Origin of the sequence: Caballeronia sp. LZ062 (assembly GCF_031450785.1) — a bacterium.
Classification (GTDB): Bacteria; Pseudomonadota; Gammaproteobacteria; order Burkholderiales; family Burkholderiaceae; genus Caballeronia.
The window spans coordinates 1,374,429-1,389,983 of sequence record NZ_JARTWB010000002.1; the positions used below are offsets into that span (position 1 = coordinate 1,374,429).

A 15,555-nucleotide genomic window follows, 5' to 3' on the forward strand; every position below is an offset into this window, starting at 1 on the left:
AACATAAGCTATTGATAACTCGGTATATTTTCATCGCCTAAAACTCCTTGCAGCGGCTTTTACTCGCCAACTGACGCGCCTACACTCTTATATAAGAGTTGGAGCAAACAAAGCAGCACTGCTCAGAAAGCGATCAAGCATCGACCACGGTTCGTCTTACAGCCCAATCTCAAGGAGAAACGCCATGACGTCACGTCAACAACAAGCCCAGCAACTCCATCAGCAATGGGAAACCGATCCGCGCTGGAAAGGCATCAAGCGCGGCTACTCGGCGGAGGACGTCGTGCGCCTGCGCGGCTCGGTGCCGGTCGAGCACACGCTCGCGCGACGCGGCGCGGAGAAATTGTGGTCGCTGATCCAGGAAGAGCCGTTCGTCAACGCGCTCGGCGCGCTGACCGGCAATCAGGCGATGCAGCAGGTCAAGGCGGGCCTCAAGGCCATTTACCTGTCCGGCTGGCAAGTGGCCGGCGACGCCAATATCGCAGGCGAAATGTATCCGGACCAGTCGCTGTACCCGGCGAACTCGGTGCCGCTCGTCGTCAAGCGCATCAACAACACGTTCACGCGCGCCGATCAAATCCAGTGGTCCGAAGGCAAGAATCCGGGCGATGAAGGCTATATCGACTACTTCGCGCCGATCGTCGCGGACGCGGAAGCCGGATTCGGCGGCGTGCTCAATGCATTCGAACTGATGAAGGCGATGATCGAAGCCGGCGCGGCGGGCGTTCACTTCGAAGACCAGCTGGCCTCCGTGAAGAAGTGCGGTCACATGGGCGGCAAGGTCCTGGTGCCGACGCGCGAGAACGTCGCGAAACTGGTCGCCGCGCGCCTCGCCGCCGACGTCTGCGGCACGCCGACGCTGCTCGTCGCACGCACCGACGCCGAAGCCGCCGATCTCGTGACCTCCGACATCGACGAAAACGACAAGCCGTTCTTGACCGGCGAGCGCACCGTCGAGGGCTTCTATCGCACGCGGCCAGGTCTGGAACAGGCCGTGTCGCGCGGTCTCGCCTATGCGCCCTACGCCGATCTCGTCTGGTGCGAAACGGGCAAGCCGGATCTCGAATACGCGAAGAAATTCGCCGAGGCCATTCACAAGCAGTTCCCCGGCAAGCTGCTGTCGTACAACTGCTCGCCGTCGTTCAACTGGAAGAAGAATCTCGACGACGCGACCATCGCCAAATTCCAGCGCGAATTGGGCGCGATGGGCTACAAGTTCCAGTTCATCACGCTCGCGGGCTTCCACGCGCTCAACTACTCGATGTTCAACCTCGCGCACGGCTATGCGCGCACGCAGATGAGCGCGTTCGTCGAGTTGCAGCAGGCCGAGTTCGCCGCCGCCGACAAGGGCTTCACGGCGGTCAAGCATCAGCGCGAAGTGGGCACCGGCTATTTCGATGCCGTCACGCAGACGGTCGAGCGCGAAGCATCGACGACCGCGCTGCACGGATCGACCGAAGACGAGCAGTTCTTCGACAAGAAAGTCGCGTAAAGAAATGCCCGATGGCAGGCTGAATCAGGGAGAGCGCTGAAAAGAGCGCGGCGGCCGTGGCGTGCATTGAAAGCGCGTCGCGGTCGCCGCGATCTCAGCGATAAACGATGACCGGAATACGCGTGTGCGTCAGCACGCGCTGCGTTTCGCTGCCGATAAGCAGGCTTCCGAGCCCGCGACGGCCGTGCGACGCCATCAGAATGACGTCGCATCCGTTCTGCTCCGCCGCGTCGATGATGCCGATATACGGCGCCGCTTCGATGCTCGTCACGCTGTCGCACGGTACGCCGGCCGCTTCGGCGGCGCGTTGCACGGCCCGCAGATGGTCGCGCGCCTCGCGCTCGGCGCGGGCGTGGAAGTCATCGGGTGGCTCGACGGCGACATCCGCGAACGGCGAGTACGGATACTGCGGCAGACACGCATACGCGGTGATCCGCGCGCCGACGGACTGCGCAAGGTCGATGGCGCCGTCTATGGCTTTCTGCGACAGCTCGGAGCCGTCGGTGGGTACCAGAATGTGCTTGAACATGGCGTCCTCCTTCGAACGGCGGGCACGCCTTCATTGTAGTCAGTGCGCGGGCGGCGAACCGGGCAATCCGCTTTCGAGCCGATCAGTAGGATTCCATATCGAGTGTCGTCAACGAACGAGAGCCTCCCAGTATCCCGGAGCGGTATAGGTATGCTTGAGCAGATCGAGAAACAGCCGCACGCGCAACGGCAAGTGACGGCGCTGCGGGAACACCGCGTGAATGCCGATGGGCGGCGCCGCGTAGTCGTCGAGCACACTCACGAGCCGTCCGGCGCCGATATCCGCGCCCACTTCCCACCACGATCGCCACGCGAGTCCGCGTCCTTCGAGACACCATTCGTGAAGCACGGCGCCATCCGAGCATTCCATCGTGCCGGAGACCTTGATCGTCACGACCTTGCCGTCCTGCTGAAACACCCAGCCGCGCTGCTGATTGGCGGACGCGCCGAGCGCGAGACAGTTGTGATCGGCGAGCGCGGAAAGCGTCGCCGGTTTGCCGCGCTTTTCCAGATACCCGGGCGACGCCACGCACACGCGCCGGTTCTCGCCGAGCTTGAGCGACACCAGCGACGAATCCGGCAACTCGCCGAGGCGCACGGCGCAATCGAAACCTTCGTTGACGAGATCGACCATGCGGTCCGTGAGATCGAGACTCACGGACACGTCCGGGTGCAGCGTCGTGAATCTAGGCACGAGCGGCGCGACATGACGCCGGCCGAAGCCCGCCGGCGCCGACACGCGCAAATGCCCGCTCGCCTTCACGCCGCCCGCCGACACGCTCGCCTCCGCGTTCTGCATGTCGTTGATGATGCGCTGACAGTCTTCGAGAAACGCCGAGCCTTCGAACGTGAGCGTGATCTTGCGCGTCGTGCGCACGAGCAGCTTCACGCCGAGGCGCTCCTCGAGCGCGTCCAACCTTCTGCCGATGACCGCCGGCGCGATGCCCTCGGCCTGTGCCGCCGCCGAAAGACTGCCTTTCGCCGCCACGGAGGCGAACGTCTCTATTTGTTTGAACCGATCCATGCGCGTTGCTCGTCAATACCGGGAACCGGCGCACAGATTAGGTATTAAAAAGTAAAAGATCAAGTGATCCAGCGGCGCTTTTTCCATCAATTCGATCACCAATAGAATCTATCCCGACCTCTACATGGAGCGCACGGCTATGTCGGCCATAACGACACACGCATCGTCCACCGCCTCGCTTGTTGTTCCCCGCGCAGTCATTTTCGACGCTTACGGCACGCTGTTCGACGTCCATTCGGTCGTCGCCGCAGCCGAGCAGCTTTTTCCCGGCGACGGCCAGGCGCTGTCGCAGCTCTGGCGTCAGAAGCAGATCGAATACACGCAGTTGCGCACGCTCGCCGATCCGTCCGGCTGCCACTACACGCCGTTCTGGGATATCACGATCGACGCACTCCGATACGCAGCCGCGCGGCTCGGTCTCACGGACGCGCTGACAGCGGCCGCCGAGAAGCGTCTGATGGACGAATACGCCTGCCTCTCCGCATTCCCCGACACGCTGCCCACGCTAAAAGCACTGCGCGAGCGCTTCGGCGTGCCGCTCGCGATTCTCTCGAACGGCAATCCGCCGATGCTCGATATCGCCGTCAAGAGCGCCGGCATGACCGGCCTCTTCGACCACGTGCTGTCCGTCGATGCCGTGCGCGCGTACAAGCCGGCTGCCGCCGCCTACGCACTCGGTCCGCAAGCGTTCGGCACAGCGGCGCGCGAGATGGTGTTCGTGTCGTCGAACGGCTGGGACATCGCGGGCGCGACGTGGTTCGGCTACACGACGTTCTGGCTGGATCGCGCGAGCCTGCCGCTCGAGGAACTCGGCGTCACGCCACGCGCCATGGGACGCGGCATGAGCGAACTCGTCGCGTTCATCGAAGGGGGATGCGCGCAGCAGCCTATTGCACTGTCCACTCATCGCGCAGGCCCGCGAAAGCGCCCGTCATCGCAAAAACAGTAGCGCCCAAAAGCAAAACCGTCTGACCGACCAAGGAGAAACCACATGACGCACCCTTCGACCACGCTCGCGCTGCCTGAAGGCATGGCCATTTCGGCCGAGATCAAGCCCGGCTTCGAAGCCATTCTGACGCCCGAGGCGCTGGCTTTCGTGGCCACGCTGCATCGCCGGTTCGAGTCGCGCCGTCAGGAACTGCTCGCCGCGCGCGTCGAGCGCACCAAGCGCCTGGACGCGGGCGAGCGGCCCGGCTTCCTCGAAGAAACGAAGGCCATCCGCGAAGGCGACTGGACCGTCGCGCCGCTGCCGAAGGATCTGCAGTGCCGGCGCGTGGAGATCACCGGCCCGGTCGAGCGCAAGATGATCATCAACGCGCTCAACTCCGGCGCGGATTCCTACATGACCGACTTCGAGGATTCGAACGCGCCCGCGTGGGACAACCAGATCGTCGGCCAGATCAATCTCAAGGAAGCCGTGCGCCGGACGATCTCGCTCGAGCAGAACGGCAAGTCGTACACGCTCAACGACGAGACGGCGACGCTGATCGTGCGTCCGCGCGGCTGGCATCTCGACGAGAAGCACGTGACCGTCGACGGGCAGCGCGTGTCCGGCGGCATCTTCGATTTCGCGCTTTATCTCTTTCATAACGCGAAGGAACTGATCGCGCGCGGCAGCGGCCCCTACTTCTATCTGCCGAAGATGGAAAGCCATCTCGAAGCGCGTCTCTGGAACGACATCTTCGTCGCGGCGCAGGAAGGCGTCGGCATTGCGCGCGGCACGATTCGCGCGACCGTGCTCGTCGAAACGATTCTCGCCGCGTTCGAGATGGACGAGATTCTGTACGAACTGCGCGAACATAGCTCCGGGCTGAATGCGGGCCGCTGGGACTACATCTTCTCCGCGATCAAGAAGTTCAAGAACAATCCCGATTTCTGCCTCGCCGACCGTGCGCAGATCACGATGACCGTGCCGTTCATGCGCGCCTATGCGCTGGAATTGCTCAAGACGTGCCACAGGCGCAACGCGCCCGCCATCGGCGGCATGTCCGCGCTGATTCCGATCAAGAACGATCCCGCCGCGAACGAGAAAGCAATGGGCGGCGTGCGCTCCGACAAGGCGCGCGACGCGACCGACGGCTACGACGGCGGCTGGGTCGCGCATCCCGGGCTCGTGCCGGTCGCGATGGAAGAGTTCGTCAAGGTGCTCGGCGACAAGCCGAATCAGATCGAGAAGCAGCGGCCCGATGTGCAAGTGACCGCGCACGACCTGCTCGACTTCCGTCCGGAAGCGCCGATCACGGAGGCGGGTCTGCGCAATAACGTGAACGTCGGCATCCATTACCTCGGATCGTGGCTCGCGGGCAATGGCTGCGTGCCGATTCACAACCTCATGGAAGACGCCGCCACCGCCGAGATTTCGCGCTCGCAAGTCTGGCAATGGATTCGTTCGCCGAAGGGCAAGCTCGAAGACGGCCGCAAGGTCACGGCGGCGATGGTGCGCGAGATCATCATCGACGAGCTGGAGAAGGTGAAGCAGAGCGTTGGCGGTGCGGGCAGCGATACGAAGCCGTATGAACGCGCCGCGAAGATATTCGAAACGATGTCGACGTCGGCGGAATTCACCGAATTCCTCACGCTTCCGCTTTACGAAGAGATCTGAAACGCCCGTCGTCGATTGCGGGTGAAGAACGGCTCGCGGGCTCATGGCCGCGGGCCGTTCGTGCTTGTGGAGCGCGTCGCGGGGAACGCATGGCGTGTGCTACATTGCGCATCGTCTTTTTCAACGATTCAACCGTGGAGCGCACTCGCGTGCGAACGACAGCATGAGCAATATTCAACTGGATATCGAATGGACCGACGCGGCATCGCGCAAGATCGAGAAACTAATGCCGCGCAACGCCAACAAGGACGCGTTCCTGGCGCTGCCGCCGGTCGAATGTCTGCCGATGGAAGGCGACGTGCTGTTTCTCGGACCGGCGGGCAAGCAACAGCCGTTTATCGTGGCGGAACGTCAGTATCACCATGACGGCGAAGCGGACTGGACCATCATCCTGATTCTGGATGTCCCGCACGAAACGCATTGACGGCCGGCTTCAGAGCAGTTTGCTTGCAACGCGCACTTCGCCGTGCTCGCACAATTCCGGCGACTTCGCGCGGAACGCCTGGATGTGCGCCGTCTTGCCGTGCTCCTCGAGCGCGGCTTCGCTTTCCCAACGTTCGACGAAGATAAAGCGGCGCGGCTCCTTGATGTCGCGATGCAGATCGTACTGAAGCGCGCCGCGTTCCTGGCGCGTCGGTTCCACGTTCGCTTCCAGCACTTGCCGCAATTCTTCTTCCTTGCCCGGCTTTGCGACGAAAATGGCGACAACGGCGACTTCTGACATACGCGTATTCTCCTCATTCAATAAACGATTAAAACCGAAGGATAAACGCGCGCCGTAAATCCCGCCGAAAACGATTTAATCGAACAAAGAAAAAGCCCGCGCTCCGGGTGGAACGCGGGCAAAAGCCGTCGCCCTACGAGGATAGGCGACGGGGCCATCGGGGCTCGCCTGCCGCGAGCCGTTATCGGTTGTCTTGTGCGGGTGCTTTGCTGCTCTGTGCAGAGCGGCGCGGCGCGTCAATCACGCCATGGACGCAATGTACTGTCCCCCGGCATTTTTTTATAAGCTATTGCGCACATTGCGCGATGAAAAGAATCCTCTGCGCAATATAAGCACGTACTTCGCACGCAATTCGTCTGGCGTCGCACTATTCGTGACGATGGCCAAAGCTCGCGCCCTGCGATAAACAGGCGAAAAAAAACCGCCCCGTGAAGAGGCGGTTTGCATGGCGTGCAACCTGTCGCGCTTCGAACGCCGATTCAGCCGATCTGACCCGCCAGCAGCGCCATGATTTGCCGCGCTTGCGGAGAGGAATCGACCTGGCCTTTGTCGTCGACGATCGCGACGCGCGTCTCGCCTTCGGTGATTGCGCGCACGTTGACCTGATACTGCTTGACCTCGATTTCCTTGCGGCCGTGGAAGACCTGGCTCCAGAAGCCCTGCTCGCGCGCCGATTTGTCGTTCGGGTCGACATAACGCACGAAGTAGACGCCGCGCGCCCGGTCCCGATCGTCCACCGTGAAATTCGCGCGGTCCAGCGCGATTCCCACGCGCAGCCACGCGCGGTCGTATGCCTCGGGCAACGTCAATTGCGCGGAATCCGCCTGAGGCACCGTCTCGTTGCGGATCGGGCTGTTGGCGGCGTTCGCCACGTTTTGCGCGGCGGCGGCCGCAGCCTTGCTGTCGCCGCCCTTCGCGGGCTGCGCGCTCGCGGACGCGGCGGTATCGGCGGTATTGGCCGAGCCGGCGACGCCCGCCGTCTGACGCGAATCCGACAGCGCGAGCGAGGACATCAGCCGCTTCAGATATTCGTTCTCGAGCGCCGGATCGTTCGGGCGCGCCTGCCACTGGCTCGTGTCGTTGTTCACGCCGGTCAGCGCCTCGCGCATGCCCTTCTGGCTGATGAACACATACGTGCCGCCGTTTGATGCCGTTTCGAGCCGTGTACGGTACTTGTTGCGCTCGGCCGTCACATAGGAGTTGCCGGTGGCCTTGGCGAGCGTGTCGCGGATCAGGCCGTCGGAAATTTGCGGATGCGTTTCGTTCCAGTCGGTTTCCATCACGCCCTTGTCGCGCGAATCCACGACAAGCAGAAAGCCCTGCTCCTGCCAGAAGCGGCGGATTTGCGGCCAGACCTGATCGGGCGATTTGTTGTCGATGACGAGCCAACGCTCCGCGCCGTCGCGCTGAATATGCATGCCGGCAACCGGCGGCACCACGGTGGGCGCACTCGGCGCGACTTTTTGAACCTGCTGGAGATCCGAGAGCGATGCTTGTCCGCCTTGCGGCGGCAGCGACCGCTGGTCGACCGCCTCGTCGAGAAGGTTCGGCGGAACGGCGAGCGACGATTGCTTCGAGCGTTGGTCGCTCTTGTAGTTGATCGCGGTGGGCGAAGAAGTGCCGCAACCCGCCACGATTCCGGCCACCGCGAAAAGCGCAGCCATCCGCTTGGTTACACGAAAATCTGTCATGTCTGGAAAGTCCTTCCGCTACGCCACGGGGTCGTCCGTGGATCAACCCGGCATTTTACCGGTCCCGCGCGACGCCGTGCAAAAAGAGGGGGTCGGCGGCGAGCCGGGCCACCGCGAACGGCGCAAACGCGCGCTCGAGCTCACAGACTTCCTTTCTCGACTCGCGGCGGCAAGCGCGCGACGGGCGCCATGAACATTAGACGGCTTAGGCCGACATTTGACAATTTATGACATCCACCGAAATCGTCAATGTGTGGTTCGGATTCTCGCAACGTCTTGTTTTTGCGGGTCTATTGGCTATCTTTCGACGCGGAGCCGCGCGGCACCGCCCCGTATCGCCCGGCTTCGTATTCATCTTAGAATCCGATCTCAAAAATAGGAGTACTCCTAGAACAGTCGGAGAGAACGATGCGAACCATAAGACATCCTCTGCAGCTCGCCACCGCGATACTTCTCGCGCTCGGCGTCAGCACGCTTTGCCACGCGCAGCTCGGCGCCACGAAACGCGCGTCGAATGGTGCGGACGGCGCGGTGATGCATCGGGCGCAAAGCGGGCTCGTGAGCTACCGCGAGAGCACCGATGCGCATGGGATCGTCGTGCGCGAATACGTCGATTCGGCGGGCACCGTGTACGCGGTGTCGTGGCGCGGCCCGGCGATGCCCAACGTCGAAGCGCTGCTCGGCGCGTACTTCTCGCGCTTTCGGGACGGCGCGAGCGCAACGGCTGGCGATGCCGGACTGCACGCGGCCCGCGTCTCGAACGGGAACCTCATGGTCGAGAACCGCACCCAGCTGCGCGAATTCAGCGGGCGCGCATGGCTCGCGAGTGCGTTGCCGGCGGGCGTATCGGCTGCGGATATCGAATAAGGCGCGAAGAGACCAGTCATGACCATCCGCACGCTTTCTCATCTGCCCGTCACCGCTGTCTGCGTGCTGCTTCATGCATGCGGCGGGGGCGGCTCGAGCAACACCGCCGCTTCGACGCCCGCACCGTCGGCGGGCAGCGCGCCCGCGCAGGCCAGCGCCCCCGCCGCCGCGAGCACGCCGGCAGCGGCGAGCGCTCCGCTCGCCGCCAGTTCCCCGAGCGCGGCGAGCAACGTCGTCGTTCAGTCCTCGACGCCCAATGTGCAGCCGATCCAGGTCACGCGAACCGCGACCGGCACGCGCAACATGCTGCAAACGAGCGTCACGCTGTGCATTCCCGGCACGAACACGTGCCAGACCATCGACAACATTCAGGTCGATACCGGATCGCAAGGGCTGCGGGTGCTGGCGTCCGCGCTTGCTCCGTCGATTGCACTGCCGCTCGTGGCGGGAAGCGCGGGCAGCGCGGGCAGTTCGGTCGTCGCGGAGTGCGCCGTGTTTGGCTCCGGCTACACGTGGGGCGCGGTTCGGCAGGCCGACGTGCGTCTCGCCGGCCAGCTGGCGAGCGCGACATCCGTCCAGTTGATCGCGGATTCCGCCGTGCCCGCCGCCGCCACGGATTGCAGCCAGTCCGGCCTGCCTATGCTCACCGCGTCGAACCTGCGCGGCAACGGGATCTTAGGCGTCGGCCCGTTCACCGCCGATTGCGGCGGCGGCTGCGCAGTGTCGGCGATGCCGCGCTGGTACTACAACTGCACGGCGGGTGCGTGTTCGGCGAGCACGCTCGCAGTCGCGCAGCAAGTGACGAATCCGATCGCGCGCTTTGCGACCGACAACAACGGCGTGCTGATCGAATTGCCGGCCGTGCCGCCCGAAGGCGCGTCTGCGGTCGCGGGAACGATGACCTTCGGGATCGGCTCGCAGGCGAATAACGGCCTCGGCTCGGCCACGGTCCTGAAGTCGAACTCGATCACCGGCTACGTCTCGACGAACTTCGGCGGCAGCGACTACGGCTCCAGCTTCATCGACAGCGGCTCCAACGGCCTCTTCTTCCCGTCCACCACGCTCACGTCCTGCGGCGTGTGGTACTGCCCGGCCACGACGCAGACGCTCAGCGCGACGCTGAGTTCGCCGACGGGCGCGACGGCGGGCGTGTCGTTTTCCGTCGGCAAATCGACGACGCTTTTGTCGAGCGGCAATTACGCGTTCAGCAATCTGGCCGGGCCCGCGAGCGGCTTCTTCGACTGGGGCTTGCCGTTCTTCTATGGCCGGCGCGTCTTCACCGCGCTGGAAGGACGCCCGACCCCGGCGGGCGACGGGCCGTACTACGCGTTCTGAATTTTCTCAGCGCCGCACGCGCCGCATCACGAGCGATTACTGCCCGCCCGAGCGCGCTTCCTCCTCGAAGATCTTCTGCGCGAGGTGGAATGCCGAGTTCGCCGCGGGCACGCCGCAATACACCGCGGTCTGCATCAGCACTTCCTTGATCTCGTCCTGCGTCACGCCGTTGTTTTTCGCGGCGCGCAGGTGCAGCGCGAGTTCTTCGCTGCGGTTGAGCGCCACCATCATCGCAATCGTGATGAGACTGCGCGTATGGCGCGGCAAGCCTTCGCGCGTCCAGATCTCGCCCCATGCGTAGCGCGTGATGAAGTTCTGGAATTCGCTCGTGAGGTCCGTGCGGTTCGCAAGCGAGCGGTCCACGTGCGCATCGGACAGCACTGCGCGGCGCACCTTCATGCCTGCTTCGTAGCGTTCGTCGTCGGTCATTGCTGTTCTCCGAGAAAGTCGAGGACGGCGTGCGTGTAGGCGTCGTGCTTCTCGATGTTCGCGAGATGCGCGGCATCCAGTTCGACGTAACGCGATCCGCCGATCGCGCCCGCGAGTTCGCGGCCCTGCTCGGCGGTCGTCGAAAGATCGTGGGTTCCCGCGATGACGAGCACCGGCAGCGCGATGGTCTTCGCTTCCTCGCGAAGGTCGGCGTCACGGATGGCTTCGCAATTCGACGCGTAGCCGTCGCCCGACGTGTGGCGGAACACGTCGCGGATATTCGCGAGCACGAGCCGCTCCCGCTCGATGAACGGCGCAGTGAACCAGCGGGCGATGACGCTGTCGGTGAGCGCGGCCATGCCGCCGCTCTCGCGCGCTTTCGCGGCGCGCGGCGTCCAGACGGCGTCCGAGCCGATCTTCGCGGCCGTGTTCGACAGCACGACGCGCGAGAACCGCTCGGGATGACGCGCGGCGAGGCCGATTCCGGTCAGCCCGCCCATCGACAGACCGCAGTAATTCGCGCGTTCGATACCGACGTGATCCATCAGCGCGATCACGTCGCCGATCAATTGATCGACGGTGTACGGGCCCGGCGGCACGTCGGAATGGCCGTGACCGCGCGTGTCGTAGCGCAGGACGCGGTAATGCGGCGCGAACGCCTCGATTTGCGGCGTCCACATCGACACGTCCGCGCCCAGCGAATTCGAGAGCACGAGCCACGGCGCGTCGTTGCCCGCGGTGGCGTCGATCCGGTAGTGAATCCGGGTCTGGTTGATATCGGCAAAAGGCATGCTGTTATTGCTCCGTATCTTGATACTGGCGATGCTGCGAGAGCGCCGCATCGACGAACGCCTGAGCCTGACCGACGTAGTTCGCCGGATCGAGCAATTCTTTGAGGCGCTCTTGCGAGAGATGCGCGCTGACGGTTTCATTCGCGGCGAGCACGTCGAAGAGCGGCTGACCGCTCGCGACCGCCGCCTTCGACGCGCCTTCGACCAACCTATGCGCATCCAGCCGCCCGATGGCGTCGCCGAGCGCCAGCATCACCGCCTCGCCGAGCACGAGGCCGTTCGTCGCGTTGAGATTCGCCGCGAGCCGCCCGACGTTCACTTCGAGCCCCGGCACCATGTTCTTCACGTTGGCGAGCGCGCCCGCCGTCAGCCGCGCCAGGTCCGGCAGCGCTTCCCATTCTGCCTGCCAGCCGCCGAGTGCGCGTTCGTGCTCCTGCACCATGCCCGCGAAGATCGTCGCGACGAGATTGGGCGCGCGCGTGGCCGCCGTGAGTACGGCCGCGCAGCCGACCGGATTGCGCTTGTGCGGCATCGTCGAGGAGCCGCCCTTGCCCGCCGCCGACGGCTCCGCCACTTCGCCGACTTCCGTCTGCATCATGAGCGAGATGTCCCGCGCGATCTTGCCGAGCGTGCCGGTCAGCATGCCGAAGAACGACGCCGCTTCCGCGATCCGATCACGCTGCGTATGCGACGGCAGGGCGGGCAGCGTGAGACGCAGATCGTCGGCGAGTGCGCGCGCGGTCGCAAGCGCCTTGTCACGCAGGCTCGCGAGCGTGCCCGCCGCGCCGCCGAACTGAAGCACGAGCGCGCGTGCGCGCAAGTCGGCAAGGCGCTCGCGGTGACGCGTCACCGCATCGAGCCATTGCGCGAACTTCAGCCCGAGCGTGATCGGCAGCGCTTGTTGCAGCCACGTGCGGCCGATCATCGGCGTCGCGCGATGCTTTTCGGCCTGATCCGCGAGCGCATCGGCGAGCGTGCGCAGATCCGCGTCGAGCAGATCGAGCGCCGCGCGCAGTTGCAGCACGACGCCCGTGTCGATGATGTCCTGACTCGTCGCGCCCCAATGCACGTACTTGGCGGCTTCCGCGTCGCGCGCCTTGACGACGGCGGTGAGCTGCTTGACGAGCGGAATCGCGAGATTGCCGCCCGCGGCCGCGCCGGACATGAGCGCGGCGGCGTCGATGTTGTCGGCGTCGCAGGCGGCGACGATCGCATCGACGGCGCTCGCCGGGATCACGCCCGCTTGCGCCGACGCACGCGCGAGCGCGGCTTCGACATCGAGCATGGCCTGCACGGTCGCGCGCGGCGACCAGACGGCGTTTGCCGCCTCGCTGCCGCAAATCAGGTCGGTCAGGCGTCCGGTGGAGTCGAACATGTCGTCAGACGCGCTCGATGATCATCGCGATGCCCTGCCCCACGCCGATGCACATGGTGCAGAGCGCGAAGCGGCCGCCGGTGCGTTCGAGCTGATACGTCGCCGCCGTGACGAGCCGCGCGCCGCTCGCGCCGAGCGGATGGCCGAGCGCAATGGCGCCGCCGTTCGGATTGACGCGCGGATCGTCGTCGCCGACGCCGAGCATGCGCAGCACCGCGAGCCCTTGCGAGGCGAAGGCTTCGTTCAGTTCGATGACGTCCATCTGGTCGATGGTCATGCCAAGGCGCGCCAACAGCTTTTGCGACGCCGGGCCGGGTCCGATGCCCATCACGCGCGGCGGCACGCCTGCGGTCGCCATGCCGAGAATGCGCGCGCGCGGCGTGAGGCCGTGGCGCTTCGCGCTGTCCTCGTCGGCGATCAGAAGCGCGCAGGCGCCGTCGTTCACGCCCGACGCGTTACCCGCCGTCACGCTGCCGTCCGGGCGCACGACGCCCTTGAGCTTCGCGAGCGCTTCGAGGCTCGTCTCGCGCGGATGCTCGTCGCGATCCACGACGATGGCATCGCCCTTTTTCTGCGGGATCGTGACCGGCGTGATTTCCTGCGCGAGCGAGCCGTCCTTTTGCGCGCGCGCCGCCTTCTGCTGACTGCGCAACGCGAACGCGTCCTGATCTTCGCGGCTCACCTTGTAGTCGTCCGCGACGTTTTCGGCGGTCTCGGGCATCGAATCGACGCCGTACTGCTTTTTCATCAGCGGATTCACGAAGCGCCAGCCGATGGTCGTATCGTAAATATCGGCCTGACGCGAGAACGCGCTCGTCGCCTTGCCCATGACGAACGGCGCGCGGCTCATGCTTTCGACCCCGCCCGCGACGAGCAGCCCGGCTTCGCCCGACTTGATGGCGCGCGCCGCGATGCCGATGGCGTCCATGCCGGAACCACACAGGCGATTCACCGTCGAGCCCGGCACACCGACCGGCAGTCCCGCGAGCAGCGCGGACATGCGCGCGACGTTGCGGTTGTCTTCGCCCGCCTGATTCGCGCAGCCGTAGATGACTTCCTCGACCGCTTCCCAGTCCACTTCCTTGTTGCGTTCCATCAGCGCGCGCAGCGGCACGGCGCCCAGATCGTCCGCGCGCACCGACGACAGCGAGCCGGCATAGCGGCCAAACGGCGTGCGGATCGCGTCACATACGAATGCATTTTTCATCGATTGCTCCAATCTGTGTTGTCTCTCAGGCTGCCTCGGAAATGGGCGCGTACTGGAGCGGCACGTTGGCCAGCTTCTGCAGTTCCGCGAACGACAGGCCGTCGACGATTTCGCGCACGACGAAGCCGTCCGGCGTCACGTCGAACACGGCGAGGTCCGTGTACACCCGGTCCACGCACTGCACACCCGTTACCGGATACGAACACTCGGCAACCAGCTTGCTTTCGCCCTGCTTCGTGAGCAGTTCCATCATCACGTAGACCTGCTTGGCGCCGATGGCGAGGTCCATCGCGCCGCCGACAGCCGGAATCGCGTCGGGCGCGCCGGTGTGCCAGTTCGCGAGATCGCCTTTCGCCGAGACCTGAAACGCGCCCAGCACGCAGAAGTCGAGATGGCCCCCGCGCATCATCGCGAACGAATCCGCGTGATGGAAGAACGCGCCGCCCGTGAGCAGCGTCACGTGCTGCTTGCCGGCGTTGATGAGTTCGTCGTCCTCTTCGCCTTTGGCGGGCGCCGGGCCCATGCCGAGCAGACCGTTTTCGCTGTGCAGGAAGATCTCGCGGTCAGCCGCGAGATGATTGGCGACGAGCGTCGGCACGCCGATGCCCAGATTCACATATGCGCCTTCGGGAATGTCCGCGGCCACGCGCTTGGCCATTTCGTCACGAGTCAGTTTCTTCATGGCATCTATCCTTATGCAGCTTCGGCGGCGAGTTCGGCTTGATGAACCGCTTGCGGCACTTCCACGACGCGCTGCACGAAGATGCCCGGCGTCACAATGTTTTCGGGGTCCAGTTCGCCGAGCGGCACGACCTTCGACACCTGCACGATGGCCGTCTTCGCGGCGCTCGCCATGATCGGCCCAAAGTTGCGCGCTGTTTTACGATAGACCAGATTGCCCCAGCGGTCGCCCTTGAACGCTTTGATCAACGCGAAGTCCGCGTGCAGCGGCGATTCGAGCACGTAGTGCTTGCCGTCGATTTCGCGCGTTTCCTTGCCTTCCGCGAGCTTCGTGCCGTAGCCCGTCGGCGTGAAGAAGCCGCCGATGCCCGCGCCCGCCGCGCGGATGCGCTCGGCGAGATTGCCCTGCGGCACCAGTTCCAGTTCGATCTCGCCAGCGCGGTAGAGCGCGTCGAAGACATGCGAATCCGTCTGCCGCGGAAACGAGCAGATGATCTTGCGCACGCGCTTGGCCTTCAGGAGCGCAGCCAGCCCGGTATCGCCGTTGCCCGCATTGTTGTTCACGATGGTGAGCTCGCGCGCGCCCTGCTCGATGAGCGCGTCGATCAGTTCGGACGGCATGCCCGCCGTGCCGAATCCGCCGATCATGATGGTCGCTCCGTCATGAACATCCGCGACTGCGGACGCGAGCGATTCGAAAATCTTGTTGATCATTGCCGTTCTTCTCCGGTCCCGTTCCGGGCGGGCGAACACTGCGCCTGCTTTGGAACATCGGGTTTACCTGCGCCTCAGCGACGCTTGCGTGAGCA

16 protein-coding genes are annotated in these 15,555 nt (G+C 64.6%); 6 read left to right on the plus strand and 10 right to left on the minus strand.

Going from position 1 to position 15,555, the window contains the following annotated elements; translation table 11 throughout:
* The first annotated feature begins 184 nt into the window (after window positions 1-184).
* Window positions 185-1,492: an isocitrate lyase gene (gene aceA / locus P9239_RS12515; RefSeq protein ID WP_175940102.1), complete on the plus strand. Its 1,308-nt coding sequence runs from the start codon at window positions 185-187 to the stop codon at window positions 1,490-1,492.
* Between the two features lie 94 nt (window positions 1,493-1,586).
* On the opposite strand, the gene P9239_RS12520 is transcribed toward aceA, so the two are convergent.
* Together P9239_RS12520 and P9239_RS12525 are read right to left on the minus strand one after the other, a co-directional pair.
* Window positions 1,587-2,021 (minus strand): universal stress protein, encoded by a 435-nt coding sequence (locus tag P9239_RS12520; RefSeq protein WP_309751216.1) that lies wholly within the window; start codon window positions 2,019-2,021, stop codon window positions 1,587-1,589.
* 108 nt (window positions 2,022-2,129) lie between these two features.
* On the minus strand, window positions 2,130-3,044 hold the full coding sequence (locus tag P9239_RS12525; RefSeq protein WP_309751218.1) for a LysR family transcriptional regulator: 915 nt from the start codon (window positions 3,042-3,044) through the stop codon (window positions 2,130-2,132).
* A gap of 139 nt (window positions 3,045-3,183) precedes the next feature.
* On the opposite strand from P9239_RS12525, the gene P9239_RS12530 reads away from it, so the two are divergent.
* From P9239_RS12530 to P9239_RS12540, 3 genes are all read left to right on the plus strand, one after another.
* The gene (locus P9239_RS12530) at window positions 3,184-3,993 is read left to right on the plus strand and encodes a haloacid dehalogenase type II (protein ID WP_309751220.1); all 810 of its coding nucleotides are present in this window, start codon (window positions 3,184-3,186) and stop codon (window positions 3,991-3,993) included.
* Between the two features lie 42 nt (window positions 3,994-4,035).
* Complete coding sequence (aceB, locus tag P9239_RS12535) at window positions 4,036-5,646, plus strand: malate synthase A (RefSeq protein WP_309751222.1); 1,611 nt, start codon at window positions 4,036-4,038, stop codon at window positions 5,644-5,646.
* A 163-nt stretch (window positions 5,647-5,809) separates the two neighbouring features.
* Window positions 5,810-6,070 (plus strand): DNA-binding protein, encoded by a 261-nt coding sequence (locus P9239_RS12540; protein WP_159835951.1) that lies wholly within the window; start codon window positions 5,810-5,812, stop codon window positions 6,068-6,070.
* 9 nt (window positions 6,071-6,079) lie between these two features.
* Here the strand turns inward: P9239_RS12540 and P9239_RS12545 are convergent, their stop codons facing one another.
* Complete coding sequence (locus P9239_RS12545) at window positions 6,080-6,370, minus strand: putative quinol monooxygenase (RefSeq protein ID WP_309751225.1); 291 nt, start codon at window positions 6,368-6,370, stop codon at window positions 6,080-6,082.
* A 479-nt stretch (window positions 6,371-6,849) separates the two neighbouring features.
* Entirely contained in the window at window positions 6,850-8,061 is a 1,212-nt protein-coding gene (gene bamC / locus P9239_RS12550) for an outer membrane protein assembly factor BamC (RefSeq protein WP_309751226.1), read from the minus strand.
* 408 nt (window positions 8,062-8,469) lie between these two features.
* Here bamC and P9239_RS12555 point away from each other — a divergent pair, with 408 nt between their 5' ends.
* Both P9239_RS12555 and P9239_RS12560 read left to right on the plus strand, forming a co-directional pair.
* Window positions 8,470-8,928 carry a DUF2844 domain-containing protein gene (locus P9239_RS12555; RefSeq protein ID WP_309751228.1) on the plus strand — a complete coding sequence of 153 codons (459 nt, stop codon included), beginning with the start codon at window positions 8,470-8,472 and terminating at the stop codon, window positions 8,926-8,928.
* An 18-nt stretch (window positions 8,929-8,946) separates the two neighbouring features.
* Window positions 8,947-10,263, plus strand: coding sequence for a DUF3443 domain-containing protein (locus tag P9239_RS12560; RefSeq protein WP_309751229.1), 1,317 nt, complete (start codon window positions 8,947-8,949; stop codon window positions 10,261-10,263).
* Between the two features lie 36 nt (window positions 10,264-10,299).
* Here the strand turns inward: P9239_RS12560 and pcaC are convergent, their stop codons facing one another.
* From pcaC to P9239_RS12590, 6 genes are read right to left on the minus strand one after another with little or no spacing between them, the layout of a single operon-like run.
* Complete coding sequence (gene pcaC, locus P9239_RS12565) at window positions 10,300-10,692, minus strand: 4-carboxymuconolactone decarboxylase (protein WP_309751231.1); 393 nt, start codon at window positions 10,690-10,692, stop codon at window positions 10,300-10,302.
* Window positions 10,689-11,483, minus strand: coding sequence for a 3-oxoadipate enol-lactonase (pcaD, locus tag P9239_RS12570; protein WP_309751233.1), 795 nt, complete (start codon window positions 11,481-11,483; stop codon window positions 10,689-10,691). Before pcaD ends, pcaC begins: the two co-directional genes overlap by 4 nt.
* A 4-nt stretch (window positions 11,484-11,487) precedes the next feature.
* Entirely contained in the window at window positions 11,488-12,858 is a 1,371-nt protein-coding gene (locus P9239_RS12575; protein ID WP_309751235.1) for a 3-carboxy-cis,cis-muconate cycloisomerase, read from the minus strand.
* Between the two features lie 4 nt (window positions 12,859-12,862).
* Window positions 12,863-14,065, minus strand: coding sequence for a 3-oxoadipyl-CoA thiolase (gene pcaF, locus P9239_RS12580; RefSeq protein ID WP_309751237.1), 1,203 nt, complete (start codon window positions 14,063-14,065; stop codon window positions 12,863-12,865).
* Between the two features lie 25 nt (window positions 14,066-14,090).
* Window positions 14,091-14,747, minus strand: coding sequence for a 3-oxoacid CoA-transferase subunit B (locus P9239_RS12585; protein ID WP_309751240.1), 657 nt, complete (start codon window positions 14,745-14,747; stop codon window positions 14,091-14,093).
* An 11-nt stretch (window positions 14,748-14,758) separates the two neighbouring features.
* Complete coding sequence (locus P9239_RS12590; RefSeq protein WP_309751242.1) at window positions 14,759-15,460, minus strand: 3-oxoacid CoA-transferase subunit A; 702 nt, start codon at window positions 15,458-15,460, stop codon at window positions 14,759-14,761.
* Window positions 15,461-15,555 lie beyond the last annotated feature (95 nt).